This window comes from Bosea sp. BIWAKO-01, from assembly GCF_001748145.1.
Lineage (GTDB): Bacteria > Pseudomonadota > Alphaproteobacteria > Rhizobiales > Beijerinckiaceae > Allobosea.
On the sequence record NZ_BCQA01000001.1, the window covers coordinates 5,872,609 to 5,887,950 of the forward strand.

The window sequence follows — 15,342 nt, forward strand, 5'->3', positions numbered from 1 at the left end:
CGATCAGCGGGGCATGCGGATGAAGTTCCGGTTGCTTGTCTCGATCGCGGTCATGACGCTGGCACTTGGCGCCTGCAATGAGCGGCAGGCCGCGAAACCTCCGGCCGCCCCGCCCGCGCCTGCCGTCGGCGTGATGCCGGCAATGAAGAAGGGCGTGACCTGGACCTATTCCTTCGTCGGCCGCATCAAGGCACCGGAAAGCGTCGCCCTGATGGCCCGCGTGCAGGGCTTCCTCGACAAGATCCAGTTCACCGAGGGGCAGGACGTCAAGACAGGCGACATCCTCTACCAGATCGAGAAGGTGCAATATCAAGCGCAGCTCGACCAGGCACTGGCCAATCTCGCAGCAGCGAAGGCTCAGGAGCTCAATGCCCAGCTGACCTATGCGCGCTCGCAGGACCTGGTGAAGACGCAGGCTGTCTCGCAGGCGACGCTCGACTCCAACCGCGCCGCTCTCGACGTTGCCCATGCAGCTGTGCTGCAGAACCAGGCGGCCTTGACCCAGGCCAAGGAGAACCTCGGCTACACCGACATCATCGCGCCCATTGCCGGCCGCATCGGCCGCACCGCCTATACCCAGGGCAATCTCGTCGGCCCCAGTAGCAACGCACTCGCGACCATCGTCAGCCAGGATCCGATGTATGTCCTGTTCCAGGTCAGCGTGCGCCAGCTTGAGGAACTGCGTGATGCGCGCCGGCGCGAGGACGGCAGCCAGAGCAAGATCGCGATCACCGTGCGCCTGTCCTCGGGCAAGGAATATCCCCATCCCGGCGTCTGGAACTACACCGACCCGCAGGTCGACCAGCAGACCGACACGGTGACGATGCGGGCCTCGCTGCCCAACCCGGAGCGCCAGCTGATCGATGGCGAATTCGTCTCCGTCGAGGTCCGCGAGCGGCGCGAGCAGCCGCGCCTCGTCGTGCCGCAGGCGGCCATCCAGGTCGACCAGGCCGGCAGCTACGTCATGGTCGTCGACAAGGACAACAAGGCCCAGCAGCGCCGGATCAAGCTGGGCGCACAGCAGGATTCCGATGTCGTCGTCGAATCTGGGCTGACCGAGGGCGAAAACGTCATCGTCGACGGCCTGCTCAAGGTGCGCCCCGGCCTGACCGTGTCCGCCACGCCCGTTGCTCCGGCAAGCGGGAGCTAGACGTGATCTCGTCGATCTTCGTCGACCGGCCGCGCCTCGCCTTCGTCATCTCGATCGTCATTACGCTGGCGGGGTTCATCGCCATCCTGACGATCCCGGTCGCGCAATTCCCCGACATCGTGCCGCCGCAGGTGACCCTGACCGCGAGCTATCCCGGCGCCGATGCCGAGGTGGTCGAGACCACGGTCGCCCAGCCGATCGAGCAGCAGATCAACGGCGTCGACAACGCGCTCTACTACCAGTCGACCAGCGGCGCCGACGGCAGCTACACGCTCAACGTCACCTTCGCGCTCGGCACCAACCCGGACATCAACACCGTCAATGTCCAGAACCGCTCGTCGCTGGCCCAGCCGCAGCTCCCGACCGAGGTTACTCGCCAGGGCCTGACCGTCCGCAAGAAATCCGCCGCGCTGCTGCAGGTGGTCGAGATCCACTCGCCGAAGCACAGCTTCGACTCGCTCTATCTCAGCAATTACGCGACCATCAACCTGGTCGACGCGCTCGCCCGCATCAACGGCGTCGGCCAGGTCAGCCTGTTCGGCCCGCTCGATTACTCGCTCAGGGTCTGGCTCGATCCGAACCGGCTGACGGCGCTCAGCCTGACGCCCAGCGACGTCATCTCCGCCGTCCAGGGCCAGAACGTGCAGGCGGCGCTCGGCCGCATCGGCGCCGCCCCGGTCAGCAGCGACCAGCAATACCAGCTCACGGTCAAGACGCAGGGCCGCCTCACCAAGCCGGAGGAATTCGCCAATATCGTGCTGCGCACCAACCCGGGCGGCTCGGTCGTGCGCGTCAGGGATGTGGCGCGCGTCGAGATCGGGGCCCGCACGGCCGATCGCTACAGCCGTTTCAACGGCGCACCCGGCGCCGCCATGGGCATTTACCAGTCGCCCGGCGCCAATGCGATCGAGGTCGCCAGGAAGGTGCGGGCGACGATGGAGGAGCTCTCCAAGCGTTTCCCGGAGGATCTTGCCTACGGCATCTTCTTCGACACCACGGTCTTCGTCAGTGCCACGATCGACGAGGTCATCCACACCCTGCTCGAAGCCTTCGTGCTGGTCGGCATCGTCGTCTTCCTCTTCCTCGGCAAGCTGCGGACCACCATCATCCCGCTGATCGCGGTGCCGGTCTCGATCATCGGTACCTTCGCCGTGATGCTGGTGATCGGCTTCACCGCCAACACGGTCTCGCTGCTCGCGCTCGTGCTCGCGATCGGCATCGTCGTCGACGACGCGATCGTGGTGATCGAGAATGTCGAGCGCGTCGTCGAGGAGGAGCCGGAGCTTTCGATCGCGGACGCGACCAAGAAGGCGATGGCCGAGATCACCGGGCCGATCATCGCCATCACCTTCGTGCTGCTCGCAGTCTTCGTGCCGGTCGCGTTCATTCCCGGCATCAGCGGCCAGCTCTTCCGGCAGTTCGCGGTCGCCGTCTCGGCCGCCATGCTGATCTCGGCGATCAATGCTCTGACGCTGAGCCCGGCGCTCTGCTCGATCCTGATCCAGCGCGGCCATGGCGGCGGCGGGCCGATGCGCTACGTGATGAACGGCATCGACAAGGTCCGAGACGGCTACGCCGCGATCGTCAAGCGCCTGGTCAGGATCGCCATCGTCGTCGTGGCAGTCCTTATCGGCATCATCGCGGCGACGGGCGGGCTCTTCCTGACTACGCCGCAGAGCTTCCTGCCCGAGGAGGACCAGGGCGCGTTCTTCATCGCCATGCGCCTGCCCGAAGGGGCCTCGGTGAACCGCACCGCGGCCGTGGTCGAGCAAGTCGAGAACATCGTCCGGCCGGTCGCCGGCGTCCAGGGCGTGCTCTCCGTCGTCGGCTTCAATTTCATCGACGGCCTCGCCTCCTCCAACCAGGCCTTCTTCGTCGTCCGCCTGAAACCGTTCGAGGAGCGCAAGGATCCGGCGCAAGGGGTCGGCGCCATCATCGGAGCGCTGCGGCCGCAGCTCGCCGCCGTGCAGCAGGCAACGGTCTTTCCCTTCAACCTGCCGCATCGGGCTGGGCAGCACCGGCGGCTTCCAATATGTGCTCGAAGCCTTGCAGGGCCAGTCGCCCGCCGATATCGCCGCGACGATGCGCGGGCTCCTGATCGCTGCCAACCAGCAGCCCGAACTCGCCGCGGTCTTCAGCACCTTCGCCGCCGACACGCCCCAGATCTATCTCGATATCGACCGCGACAAGGCCCAGGTGCTCGGGGTTCAGATCTCCAATATCTTCAGCGCCCTCCAGGCGACGCTCGGCGGATTCTACGTCAATGATTTCAACGTCTTTGGCCGAACCTGGCAGGTCAATGTCCAGGCCGAGACTCCCTTCCGGAGGGCCGTGACCGATATCGGCAAGATCTATGTCCGCAACAATGCCGGCACGATGGTGCCGCTCAATGCGCTCTTGCAGGTGCGCCTCGTCACCGGGCCGCAGGCCCTGACGCGCTACAACGGCTACCGGGCGGTGATCATCAACGGCTCGCCGCGGCCTGGCGTCAGTTCGGGCCAGGCACTGCAGGCGATGGAGCGCATCTCGGCGACGACCCTGCCGGCGGGCTACGGTTTCGAATGGACCGGCACGGCCCTGCAGGAGAAGGCCGCAAGCGGCGGCACCACGATCGTGCTCGCGCTGGCCGTGCTCTTTGCCTATCTCTTCCTGGTCGCGCTCTATGAGAGCTGGAACGTGCCGATCGCCGTGCTGCTCTCGGTCACGGTCGCGGTGCTCGGCGCAGTCGCCTCGGTTGCGCTGACCGGCGTCAGCCTCGGCGTCTACGCCCAGATCGGCCTCGTCGTGCTGATCGCGCTCGCGGCGAAAAACGGCATCCTGATCGTCGAATTCGCGCTGGAGCAGCGCGCCAAGGGCGAGTCGATCATCGATTCCGCGGTGTCTGGCGCCAGGCTGCGCTTCCGCCCGGTGATGATGACGAGCTTTGCCTTCATCCTTGGCCTGCTGCCGCTGGTGATTGCCACGGGGGCCGGCGCGCTCAGCCGGCGGGCGGTCGGCACGCCGGTCTTCGGCGGCATGCTCTTCGCCTCGATCTTCGGCATCTTCCTGATCCCGATGCTCTATGTCGTGTTCCAGCGGATGCGCGAACGCAGCAAGAGCGGGCCGAAGGATGAGGCCCCGGCCCGCGAGCCGGCCCCGGCCCCGGGCCCTGGACACTGATCCCGGATCCAGTGCCGGACCGTCCGTCCCGCCCTCGGCTCGGTTCAAAGATCCCGCGTGCGGTCGGGGAGCTTGTCGATCGCCTCGTCCGCGCCCTGGTCCTTCTTGAGCACGCCTTCGCGCAGGACCTTGGTGGCGGCATCAGCCTCCTTCTTCGTGTCGCCGGGAAGAGGTGCCGTCTCGGGCGTCGCAGTGAGACCGATATCCTTGGGCTTCTTGCCGTCATTGCGGGCCGTTGCCGCGAATGTGGCAAGGGCTTCGGGTTGTTTGGCCATTTGGAACCTCCCTGGTTTCCAGGGTAACCCGCCAGCCCGCGAGCCTGTTCCAGGGTGCTGTCGACAGCAGCCAGGTCGAAAGCGCCGACGGTCTCGTCGCGACCGTCGGCGCCCATCTGTCGAGATGCCCCTTCACGACACGACCGGCCGAGGCCGGGCTGCCATGAACGCGCGCGCCCGTCGCTCAGGCGACCTTGGCGTGCAACGTGCCGATGCCCTCGACATGGCCCTCCATCACGTCGCCGCGGACGACCGCGCCGACGCCGGACGGCGTGCCGGACATGATCAGATCGCCCGGCTGCAGCTCGAACAGTCCGGACAGATAGGAGATCATCTCCGGCACCTTCCAGATCATGTGGTTGAGGTCGCCCTGCTGGCGGATCTCGCCGTTCACCTTGAGCCAGATCGCCCCGTTCTCGGGATGGCCGATCGTGCTCGCAGGCACGATCTCACTGAGCGGCGCGGAGTGCTCGAAGGCCTTGCCGATCTCCCAGGGCCGGCCCGCCTTCTTGCACTCGTCCTGCAGATCGCGCCGCGTCATGTCGAGGCCGATGGCATAGCCATAGACGTGGTCGAGCGCGCTCTCGACCGGGATATCCTTGCCGCCCTTGGCAAGCGCGACCACCATCTCGATCTCGTGGTGAACATTGCTGCTGCGCGGCGGGTAGGGGAAATCGGCGCCATCGAGCACGACGCTGTCGGGGTTCTTCTGGAAGAAGAACGGCGCCTCGCGATTGGGGTCGCCACCCATCTCGATGGTATGAGCGGCGTAGTTGCGGCCGACGCAGTAGATGCGGTGAACGGGGAAACGGCTTTGCGTCCCCCGCACCGGGACCGAAACCTGCTCCGGGGCCTGGACGACATGGTTCTGAGGCGTGGCGATATTCATCTTGCGGGATCCTTCGTTGGCAAGAGAGGTCTTCAGCGCGCGGCGGCGTAGTAGCCGAAGCGACGTTCGAGCCGGGCGAGCAGTTCGTTGAGGGTGAAGGCGAAGGCGAAGAGCACGAGCAGCAGCGCCCAGAAATGCTCCATCAGGAAATGCGACTGGTAGATTTCGAAGAGCGTGCCGAAGCCGACGACGGAGACCAGCAGCTGCCCGATGACCACGCCCTTGACGGCGCGGATCATGCCGAGCCGGATTCCGGCCAGGATTTCGGGCAGTGCCGCCCAAAGATAGATCCGGCTGAAAGCCTGCCAGCGATTGGCGCCGAAGCTGCGCGCCATCTCAACCAGCGAGGGCGAAATGGCGCGGATGCCGGCGCGCGTATTGAGGACGATGATCCACATCGAAAAGAGCACGACGGTGAGGATGATCGTGGTCTCGCCCAGCCCGAACAGCACCATGATCACCGGCACCAGCGCGCTGAGCGGCGCGGAGAGGAAGAGGTTCACCCAGGGCAGCAGAAGCCGGTCGGCGATGATCGAGCGGCCCATCATGATGCCGAGCGGGACGCCGACGCAGATCGCAATCGCATTGCCGAACAGGAAGGCGCGGCCGGTGATCAGCAGCGCGTCGAGGAACGAGGCCGTCGGGACGATCTCGAAGACGCGCCAGATGATGCGCGACAGCGGCGGCAGGATGAAGCCGGCATCGGTATGGCCGGCGATCTCCCAGACCACGGCCCAGACGAGAAGCGCCGCCATCATCGGCAGGCGGATACCTGAAATGACCATGGCCGTCCCCTAGTCCAGATAGTGCCGGAGCTGCTGCCAGATCGCCTCGACGACATCGAGATAGGCGCTGTCGCGCCTGATCTTCTCGGGGTCGCCGCCACGGATGATCTGCGGCTCGATGATCGCCGAGACGCGGCTCGGCCGACGCGAGAGCAGCGCGATCCGGTCGGAGACATAGACCGCCTCCTCGATGCTGTGCGTGACGAAGATGAAGGATTTTCCTTCATTGGCGACGAGTTCGAGCAGCTCTTCCTGGAACTTCCGGCGGGTCTGCTCGTCCACGGCCGAGAACGGCTCGTCCATCAGCACGACCTTGGCATCGACCGCCAGCGCACGCGCCAGGCCGACGCGCTGGCGCATGCCGCCCGAGAGTTCGTGCGGATATTTCTGCTCGAACCCCTTGAGGCCGACGCGCGCGATATGGCGTTCGGCGATCGCCTCGCGTTCACTATGGGCGACGCCGCGTAGTTCGAGGCCAAAGGCGACGTTGCGGATGACACTGGCCCAGGGCATCAGCGCGAAATCCTGGAAGACGAAAGCGCGTTCGGGGCCGGGTCCGGTGACCTCGCGGCCGTCTACGAGGACCTGGCCACCAGTGGCGGGGATCAGGCCGGCGATGATCTTGAGGAGTGTGGTCTTGCCGCAGCCGGAAGGGCCGAGCAGCGTCGTCAGGCGCCCTTCCGGAAACTCCAACGAGATGCCGCTGAGCGCCTCGACGCCGCCGGCATAGGTTTTCGAGACGCTGCGCACTTCGACGATCGGCCGGGCCGCGCGGGCGGGAAACGGCGGACGCTCACCGAGGTGCTGCGGCATGATGGCTGCGTTGGGATTCATCTGCGCACCTCCGGTCGAAACAGGGTGACTTCGATCCGCTCGAGCAATTCGATGAACAGGACCGAGAACACGATGATGGCGAGGATGGCCGCGTACATCTTGGGATAATCGGCGACCGATTGGTTGTAGGAGATCACGTCGCCGATGCCGGTCGGCGTGATCAGCAGTTCGGCGAGGATGACGCCGATGAAGGCCGCGGCGCAGCCGAGCCGGAGGCCCGCGAAGATCATCGGGCTGGCCGCCGGCAGGATGATGAGGCGGATGCTCTGGCTGCGCGTCGCAAGAAACGAGCTGCCCATTTCCAGAAGCGATTTCGGCGTGTTGCGCACGGCGCCGAGCGTGTTCAACACGATGACCGGCATCGCCATGATGCAGACGGTCATGACCTTCGCGGTCAGCCCGATGCCATAGGCGAAGGTCAGGATCGGGATGAGGGCCGCCAGCGGCGCCGCCTGGGCGATCACGAAGATCGGCGCGAACAGCCATTCCGAGGGTTCGTGCAGCCCCATCAGCACGCCAAGCGCGACGCCTAACAGGATCGAGGCGGTCAGCCCGATGACGAGCGGGTGGAGCGTGATCAGGAAGGCCTTGAACAGGGTTCCGTCGGCCATGATCGCGCCAAGGCCACTGAGCGTTTCCAGGAAAGTCGGAAAGGCGGGGCTGAGCGGAATCCGCCCGGCATATTCCCAGAGCGCGAGAGCGGCCGCGAAGGACACCAGGCGCAGCACGAGCGGATGGATCAACCAATCGCGCCAGCGCTGGGCCGGAGCCCTGCGAAGCGCCGGCAAGGCAGGAGCAAGTTCGGAAATCTGCAAGGGAGAGTACTCCGCTTGTGCACGTTTTCGAAACGAGGGGCGTATGGGCTGGGGCAAGGCCGCTCCAGCCCATGGCGGGTCGGGACGGGCCTAGCTGCCCAGGGCCTTGCGTGCCCGCTCCAGCGGCGCGAGATACCAGAAATCCTCGACCTTCAGCTCGCCCGCCGGTCCCTGCAGCTGGCCTGCCTCGGTGTAGAACTCGAAATCGGCCTTCGCGACCTCGGCACTGCCGCCGCCCGGCGAATAGACGCCCTCCTTGGTCGCCAGCGTGTAGAATTTGGTGATGCCCTCCAGCACCTCCTTCGGCTGGTCGGCCATCAGCTTGCGCTTGACCCGCTCCTGCTCGACGATGGCCGGATTGGCCGCCATTTCCTGCCAGAGCCGCAGGAATTCGGTGACGATGACATCGACCTGCTTCTCGTTCTTGCTGATCCAGTCGGTCCGCCCGAACAGGGTCTCGTCGGAGGCCGGCTCGCTGACGCCGGGCAGGACATGGAAGCGGTCGCCCGCCTTCTCCAGCAGCAGGTTCTTGTTGGCGAGATCGACGATGGTGGCTTTGATCTGGCCCTTCATCATGCCGATGATCCGGTTCTCCGAGCCCGGCACATAGCTGCGCTCGCCGAACTGGATGCCCTCACGCTTGGCGATGATGTTGCCGATCGCCTCGGTCCCCGTGGCCCGGGCGTGAAAGGCGATCGGCTGGCCGTTCATGTCCTTCCAGGTCTTGTAGGACTTGTCCGCCACCGGGAAAAAGACGAGGCGCGTGCCCTGGAAGAGCACGCGCAGCGGCGCCTTGCTCTTCTGGACGACCGCATAGGGCGTGCCGACGCCGAGATCCGCCTGGCCGTTGATCACCGCCTGGATGGCAAGGTCCTCCTTCGAGAAATGCGTCACCTGGTAGTCGACGCCCTTCTCCTTGGCGCGCTCCAGCGCGATGATCATCGAGAGCGTCTCGGTCGACAGCACGTCGCCCAGCGCCACCCGGACCTTGGCTTGCGCCTGCGCGGCGGCGCTTCCGAGCATCAGCGCGGCGCTGACGGCGGCAGCACCAAACAGGACGGACCTTCTCCTTAACAGCGTCATGGCTCGACTCCTCCCAGAGTTCTGTTTGCCAGAGTTCGGCTTGGTTCTTTTGCGTTATGGTCGCAACCAATTTTATTTTGGGCACTGTCATGCGCAGGATTGATCCTGTCAAGGGCGGCATTTCGGCTATTTCGATCAGAATCCCCTGCGTTTCCACGCCATAATTTCAACCAATCTGAAAAATGGTTGCAACCACCGGCGATCCGTGGAATGACGATCGGGTCTCCTGCCACCGGTCTCGCCATGATGGATCAGAAATCCCCCACCCCGCCCGACGCTGATTTCTCGGGCGTCCTGACGCAGCTCTATGGCTTCATCGCCTCGGCGCGGCTGCCCGATGACGGGCGCCTGCCGCCGGAACGGGAATTGGCCGAACTGCTCGGCGTCAAGCGCACCGAGCTGCGCAAGGGCCTCGCCGTGCTCGAACGCGACGGCCAGCTCTGGCGCCATGTCGGCAAGGGCACCTTCGTGGGACCGAAGCCGCCGCAACTGGTCGATATCGCGGACCTGGCGCAGCGCAGCAATCCGGTCCAGGTGATGAGGGCGCGGATCGGGCTCGAGCCTGAGCTTTCACGCCTCGCGGCGATCAACGCGACGGTGGCCGAGATCGCCACGCTCGCCGAACTGAACGCCTCCTGCCGCGCCGCGACGAGCTGGCGCGAATACGAGGCCTATGATGCGCGCTTCCACCACCAGATCGCCGAGGCTGCGCATAACCCGATCCTGATCGCGCTGTTGGAAACGCTGAACGCGGTGCGCCGCGCCGTCACCTGGGGGCGGCCGCGGCCGAGCCATTCAAGCCCGCCCGCCGATCACCACAGCTTCGAGGACCATGACCGGATCGTCGACGCGATCGCCCACCGCGAGCCCGCGGGCGCCGCGGACGCGATGCGCCGCCATCTCCAGAACGTGGAGGACCGGCTGATCGGCCGCGCCGTGTGAGGCGAGCCCCGATCCAGTTTCGACGTCATCGCGGCAATCTCCTGCGCGCAATCCCAAATATCAGGGTAGCGGCGACAATGGCGGCGGCGAGGTTGTAAGCCATCCCGCTGACGAAGGCAGAGACGTAGAGCTGGGCCTGGCCATCCCCATCGATGCCGGCGGCAAGCGCCGCACCAAAGAGGATGCCGACGACGGCCACTCCCAGCGCCGCACCGACTTGCTGGAGCGTTGCGACGACACCCGAAGCCATGCCTGCCTGTCCCTCCTCGACGAAACCGAGGACGAGGTTGAGCAGCGGCGTCATGATGAGGCCCTGCCCGGCGCCGACCAGGATCAAGGCCGGGATCAGATGCGCGACGACGAGCTCGGCTCCGTCCAGCCAGACCTGCGCGATCAGAACGCCGAGCGACACGGCATAGAGAAGTGCGCCCGCGGCAATGGCGGCTGCGCCAAGGCGCGCGACGAGGCGTGGCGCCGCCATGGAGGCAATGACGAACCCGATGCTGCAGGGGACGAAACTGAGACCTGCCTCGAAGGGACTGAGACCAAACCCAGTCTGCGCCAGGAGAGCAAAACATAGAAAGAATGAGGACGATGTCGAATAGATCAGGACGACCAACAGGCTGCCTTGGGCAAAGCGCAATTGCCGCATGAGCTTCATATCGACCAGAGGCTCGCGGCCCGCCCGGCGTCGGTTCTCCTGCTGCCAGTAGAACGCAGCGATCAGGGCGGCGGCTCCGGCCAGCGACGCAAGGGTCCAAAGCGGCCAGCCCTGCGCCGGCCCTTCGATCAGCGGCACGAGCAGGAGCGTCAGCCCCAGGCTCACGAGTGCGACGCCGGACCAGTCAAGGCTCGGACGCTCCGGCGCGTATGTCTCGGGAATGTACGGCGCCATCAGGATGGCGAAGACACCGACGGGAACATTGATGAGGAAGATCATGCGCCAACCCAAATCGAACAGGTTCGCCTCGACGAGAAAGCCGCCGACCACCTGGCCCGCGATCGCAGCAAGGCCCAAAGTCATGCCGAGGAGTCCGAAGGCGCGACGAGCGTCGTCAGCGGAGAAACTCACCCGGATCGAGGCATAGACCTGCGGAAACAGGAGTGCCGCCGCCAATCCCTGCACAACGCGCGCAGCGATGAGGATCTCGATGGTCGGCGCCAATCCGCAGAGTGCCGAGGCGAGCGTGAAACCGGCAATCCCGACGACGAAGAGCCGCCGGCGGCCATGAATGTCGCCGAGCCGGCCACCGGTGATCAACAGCACCCCGAAGCCAAGTTCATAGCCCGCGACGATGAAGCCGATCTGCGACAGGCTGGCGCCGAGGTCGGCCTGCATGGCCGGGATCGCGACATTGACCACGAAGAGATCGAAGATCGTCACGAAACCCGCCAGAAGCAGAATGGACAAACCGAGCCAGGGCGGGCGGGCCCCGTCACGTTCTGCCGGGCTGCGCAGGGCTTGGGCCGTAGCGGTATCGGAACTCATGTTGCGTCCTCGGATTAACGACGCAACAGCCATGAAGCGGCATTGACGCTGATACAATTTAACTCATTATGCTATTACTATTAGTGCTGATGGGACCATGGCGACCTTCGAACGGACCCGACCCGAGCTTTCAGAGTTCCTGCGTGCGCATCGCGAGCGGCTGACGCCGGAGGATGCCGGCCTGCCCGCCGGCAAGCGTCGGCGTACGCCTGGCCTCAGGCGCGAGGAGGTTGCCGCGCTCGCCGGGGTGGGCCTGACTTGGTACACATGGCTCGAGCAGGGTCGCAATATCGGCGTCTCCTCCGGATTCCTCGACAATCTCGCCAGGGTCCTGAAGCTCGATAGCGCCGAGCGACGGCATCTCTTCCTGCTCGCCCAGGAGCGCCCACCGGCCGAACCGGGAACGACATGGTGCACGGTTCCGTCGCTGGTGAACCGGCTGATGGACGATCTCGCTCCGCACGCGGCCTATATTCTCAACCTGCGCTGGGACGTGCTGGCCTATAACGACGCGGCCGAAGCCCTGTTCCGCTTCGGCAGCCAGCCTTCAAACCGGCGCAACCTCCTGTGGATGCTGTTCTGCGACCAGCACCTCGCCGATACGCTCGTAGACTGGGAAAACCAGGCGCAGGCCATGTTGGCGAGCTTTCGCCGGGATTTTGCAGGCGCGCGCGGGGATGCGGACATGCGTGCCCTGGTGGCGGAACTGGAAGATGTTTCGCCAGAATTCAGGACATGGTGGCGCAGCCCGGACGTGCACGCACCCTGCACCGGCACGCGCATGCTCCGCGTCGAGGGCCGCCCCGTCACCTTCGAACACACGTCGCTCACCGTCGATGGCGGGCGCCATCTGCGATTGGTGGTTTATGCCGCCCTTGCCCCTCAAACCTCCAACGAACGGACCGAGTGCCTGCCTGCGTTGGAGGAGACCTGAGCGCTTCGCGTCATCTGCGCAGCCTCAGGCGTGAACCAAGGCGCGGGCATGATGTCCCGTCGGGGGAACCGACGGTTCAATACGCGCTTCTGTCTTCGCTCCTGGGATCGTTGACCGGCCTCTCGCGATAGATCTCCCCCTCCCTTGCCCTGGCCCGCCAGGGCCGCGCCCTTTGAAGCGCGATTTCATAGGCGGGGTCGGTCCGGTCCAGCGTTGTCATGGCCAGGCCAGGCTCCGGGGATGGCGAAGATTGCGCGGCCCATGCCCCGTCCGGTCCAATGATGCCGGCAGGGCCTTTGGCGGCCTCCTGCGCGGGGGGGGCAGCAGCGATCCAGATGCAGTTCAGGCCGGCATGAGCCCGGAGCGCGATCTGAAAATGCGCGGGAAGGCCGTATGACGAGAACAGAACCCCATCAACGCCGAGACGCTCATAGTCGCTGAAGATTTCGGGGAACTGCGATTCAATGCAGATCGCGCAGCCAAACCTGTAGCCATCGACGTCGACGATGACCGGTTCCGTTCCAGGCGTGTACCAGCCGGCAAGTTCGGTATTCGAGAGAAACCTCTTGTCATATCGGGTGAGCAGGGCTCCGCTATCAGAGAAGACATAGAGACTGTTGTGCGGCGGATATCCCCGACCGAGCCGATGGGCCCCGCCGACGACCGCGACGATGCGGAGTTGCCCGCACAGTTCAGCGATCGCGCGAAGTTCGGCCTCCTGAATTGCCCAATCGAAGCCCTGCCAGTCGCCCTGTTTCAGGATCTGGCTCTTTGCGTAGCCGGACAGCGCCCCTTCGCAGAGATTGATCAGGCGAGCCCCTTCGCCCGCCGCACGCGCAATCATCGCGCGGATGGTGCTGCCATTGGCGGCAATGTCCGGCGAAACAACGGTTTGTGCGGCCGCTATCTTCAACACTCCCCCCTTTCCGTCTCGCCCCAAAGATCTCGCAAGATTCGACGCGCTGTGAAACCGCTTGCAGGGGCTGCAGTCCTATGGCGCTTGCTCCATGATGCGGAACCCGGGCTGCGATCAGCGCCCGCCAAGCCGCATCATGACGGGGCTCATGTCCGTACTGAAATCGATCATCAGCTCTGTATGGCGCGTGCAGCTCCGCCCGAGCCTCACCGTCCTGCTCGGCATGGGCGCGCTCGTCGGGCTCTACGAAATGACCGGGCGCCACACCGGCGTCATTGCATTCCTGCTGCTGGCTGGCCTCGCAGGCGGGCTGGCCTTTATCTGCCGGGCCGCGCGCGGACCGCGCAATGACGATCGCCGCTGACACTGCCCTCCAACGGGCAGCATCGGCGGCGGCCACCATATGCGCCGGCTAGTTCTTGGGCGACAGCTTGCGCATGACGTCATCGAGGTTGAAGCTCGCCGGCTTCTGCCGGATCGGGAACTCCTTGAAGCTTTCCAGCCATTTCCCGACGACCGCCTGCGATGGGACCACGACGAAGGAACGATCGAAGAACCATTTCTCGTATTCCATCGAGGTGTCACCGCGCTCGAAGGGATCGGCCCGCAGGTTGAACAGCTTGGGCGCCCGCAGATTGGTGAACTCCCTGCGCCAGACGTCGATGCCCTCATGCTCCTGCGCCTTGAACACGACCTTCCAGTCGGCGACCCGCACCGCCACCAGTTCGCCGTCGTCGTTCCAGTAGAGGAAATCCCGGCGCGGGGAATCCTTGGCGCTGCCGGTGAAGAACGGCATCAGGTTGTAGCCGTCGAGATGCACCTTGAAGCTCTTGCCGTTGGCCTGGTGCCCCTTCATGCATTTGGCGACCACATCCGGCTCTCCGCCCGCGGCGCAGAAGGTCGGGATCAGATCGTAATGCGAGAAGGCCTCGTTATAGATCGTGCCGGGCTTGATCACGCCCGGCCAGCGGATGAGGGTCGGCACGCGATAGCCGCCTTCCCAATTGGTCGCCTTTTCCCCGCGGAACGGGGTCGAGCCGCCATCCGGCCAGGTCATCACCTCGGCGCCGTTGTCGCTGGTATAGACGACGATGGTGTTCTGGGTGATGCCGAGATCGTCGAGCTTCTTCAGGAGCTGGCCGATATGCCCGTCATGCTCCACCATGCCATCGGGATAGATGCCCTTGCCGGTCTTGCCGGCGGATTCCGGCTTGAGATGCGTGTTGACGTGCATCCGGGTCGAGTTGAAATAGCAGAGCCAGGGCTTCTGTGCCTTGTTCTGCCGGTCGATGAAGTCGATCGCGGCAGCCGTCGTCTCGTCATCGATGGTTTCCATCCGCTTCTTGGTCAGCGGCCCGGTATCCTCGATCTTGCCGTCTGCCGAGGAGCGGATGACGCCGCGCGGTCCGAAACGCTTCTTGAATTCCGGATCCTTGGGGTAGTCGGGGTTCTCCGGCTCCTCCTCGGCGTTCAGGTGGTAGAGGTTGCCGAAGAACTCGTCGAAGCCGTGATTGGTCGGCAGGTGCTCGTCCTTGTCGCCGAGATGGTTCTTGCCAAACTGGCCGCTGACATAACCGAGGGGCTTCAGCAGTTCGGCCACCGTCGGATCCTGCGGCTGCAGGCCGACATCGGCGCCGGGCAGGCCGACCTTGGTGAGGCCCGTGCGGATCGGCGACTGGCCAGTGATGAAGGCGGCGCGGCCGGCGGTGCAGCTCTGCTCCCCGTACCAGTCGGTGAACATCGCGCCTTCATTGCCGATGCGGTCGATATTCGGGGTGCGATAGCCCATCATGCCGCGGTGGTAGATGCTCGGATTGAACCAGCCGATATCGTCGCCCATGATCATCAGGATATTGGGCTTGCGCCCGGAGGCCGGCGCGGGCGCGGGCTGCTGGGCCTGCGCTGTCTGGATCGTCGGCGCGGATGCAAGGCCCGACGCGGCAAGCGCGGTGCCGCCAAGAAGAATGCGTCTGCGAATAAGGTCCGGTCCATCGGTCGCCATGGTTTCCTCCTGAGTCAGGCAGAGAAACTCAGGCTAGTGACGCATGGCCTCGAGGGCGAATCGGTATTT

General features: G+C 65.1%; 13 protein-coding genes and 1 pseudogene. 5 read left to right on the plus strand and 9 right to left on the minus strand.

What is annotated here, in order from left to right:
* The first annotated feature begins 19 nt into the window (after positions 1–19).
* Both BIWAKO_RS27345 and BIWAKO_RS27350 read left to right on the plus strand, forming a co-directional pair.
* Positions 20–1,150: an efflux RND transporter periplasmic adaptor subunit gene (locus tag BIWAKO_RS27345; RefSeq protein ID WP_210185094.1), complete on the plus strand. Its 1,131-nt coding sequence runs from the start codon at positions 20–22 to the stop codon at positions 1,148–1,150.
* A 2-nt stretch (positions 1,151–1,152) separates the two neighbouring features.
* A pseudogene (locus BIWAKO_RS27350) lies at positions 1,153–4,309 on the plus strand (efflux RND transporter permease subunit).
* Positions 4,310–4,353: 44 nt separating this feature from the next.
* Here BIWAKO_RS27350 and BIWAKO_RS27355 read toward each other — a convergent pair.
* From BIWAKO_RS27355 to BIWAKO_RS27380, 6 genes are all read right to left on the minus strand, one after another.
* Entirely contained in the window at positions 4,354–4,584 is a 231-nt protein-coding gene (locus BIWAKO_RS27355; protein ID WP_069881332.1) for a hypothetical protein, read from the minus strand.
* A 184-nt stretch (positions 4,585–4,768) separates the two neighbouring features.
* Complete coding sequence (locus BIWAKO_RS27360) at positions 4,769–5,473, minus strand: fumarylacetoacetate hydrolase family protein (protein ID WP_069881333.1); 705 nt, start codon at positions 5,471–5,473, stop codon at positions 4,769–4,771.
* 32 nt (positions 5,474–5,505) lie between these two features.
* Complete coding sequence (locus tag BIWAKO_RS27365) at positions 5,506–6,258, minus strand: ABC transporter permease (RefSeq protein WP_069881334.1); 753 nt, start codon at positions 6,256–6,258, stop codon at positions 5,506–5,508.
* Positions 6,259–6,267: 9 nt separating this feature from the next.
* The gene (locus BIWAKO_RS27370; protein ID WP_069882846.1) at positions 6,268–7,071 is read right to left on the minus strand and encodes an ABC transporter ATP-binding protein; all 804 of its coding nucleotides are present in this window, start codon (positions 7,069–7,071) and stop codon (positions 6,268–6,270) included.
* Between the two features lie 17 nt (positions 7,072–7,088).
* Entirely contained in the window at positions 7,089–7,907 is an 819-nt protein-coding gene (locus BIWAKO_RS27375; protein WP_244523565.1) for an ABC transporter permease, read from the minus strand.
* 90 nt (positions 7,908–7,997) lie between these two features.
* On the minus strand, positions 7,998–8,990 hold the full coding sequence (locus BIWAKO_RS27380; protein WP_069881335.1) for an ABC transporter substrate-binding protein: 993 nt from the start codon (positions 8,988–8,990) through the stop codon (positions 7,998–8,000).
* A gap of 210 nt (positions 8,991–9,200) precedes the next feature.
* Here BIWAKO_RS27380 and BIWAKO_RS27385 point away from each other — a divergent pair, with 210 nt between their 5' ends.
* The gene (locus BIWAKO_RS27385; RefSeq protein WP_244523566.1) at positions 9,201–9,932 is read left to right on the plus strand and encodes a FadR/GntR family transcriptional regulator; all 732 of its coding nucleotides are present in this window, start codon (positions 9,201–9,203) and stop codon (positions 9,930–9,932) included.
* Between the two features lie 25 nt (positions 9,933–9,957).
* Here the strand turns inward: BIWAKO_RS27385 and BIWAKO_RS27390 are convergent, their stop codons facing one another.
* Positions 9,958–11,421, minus strand: a complete 1,464-nt coding sequence (locus tag BIWAKO_RS27390; RefSeq protein WP_069881336.1) for an MFS transporter — start codon at positions 11,419–11,421, stop codon at positions 9,958–9,960.
* Between the two features lie 97 nt (positions 11,422–11,518).
* On the opposite strand from BIWAKO_RS27390, the gene BIWAKO_RS27395 reads away from it, so the two are divergent.
* Positions 11,519–12,355, plus strand: coding sequence for a helix-turn-helix transcriptional regulator (locus tag BIWAKO_RS27395; protein WP_069881337.1), 837 nt, complete (start codon positions 11,519–11,521; stop codon positions 12,353–12,355).
* Positions 12,356–12,431: 76 nt separating this feature from the next.
* Here the strand turns inward: BIWAKO_RS27395 and BIWAKO_RS27400 are convergent, their stop codons facing one another.
* Positions 12,432–13,271, minus strand: a complete 840-nt coding sequence (locus BIWAKO_RS27400; protein ID WP_371332102.1) for a carbon-nitrogen hydrolase family protein — start codon at positions 13,269–13,271, stop codon at positions 12,432–12,434.
* 148 nt (positions 13,272–13,419) lie between these two features.
* On the opposite strand from BIWAKO_RS27400, the gene BIWAKO_RS27405 reads away from it, so the two are divergent.
* Complete coding sequence (locus BIWAKO_RS27405; protein ID WP_141740252.1) at positions 13,420–13,635, plus strand: hypothetical protein; 216 nt, start codon at positions 13,420–13,422, stop codon at positions 13,633–13,635.
* A 48-nt stretch (positions 13,636–13,683) separates the two neighbouring features.
* Here the strand turns inward: BIWAKO_RS27405 and BIWAKO_RS27410 are convergent, their stop codons facing one another.
* Positions 13,684–15,273: an arylsulfatase gene (locus tag BIWAKO_RS27410; protein WP_069881340.1), complete on the minus strand. Its 1,590-nt coding sequence runs from the start codon at positions 15,271–15,273 to the stop codon at positions 13,684–13,686.
* Between the last annotated feature and the right edge of the window lie 69 nt (positions 15,274–15,342).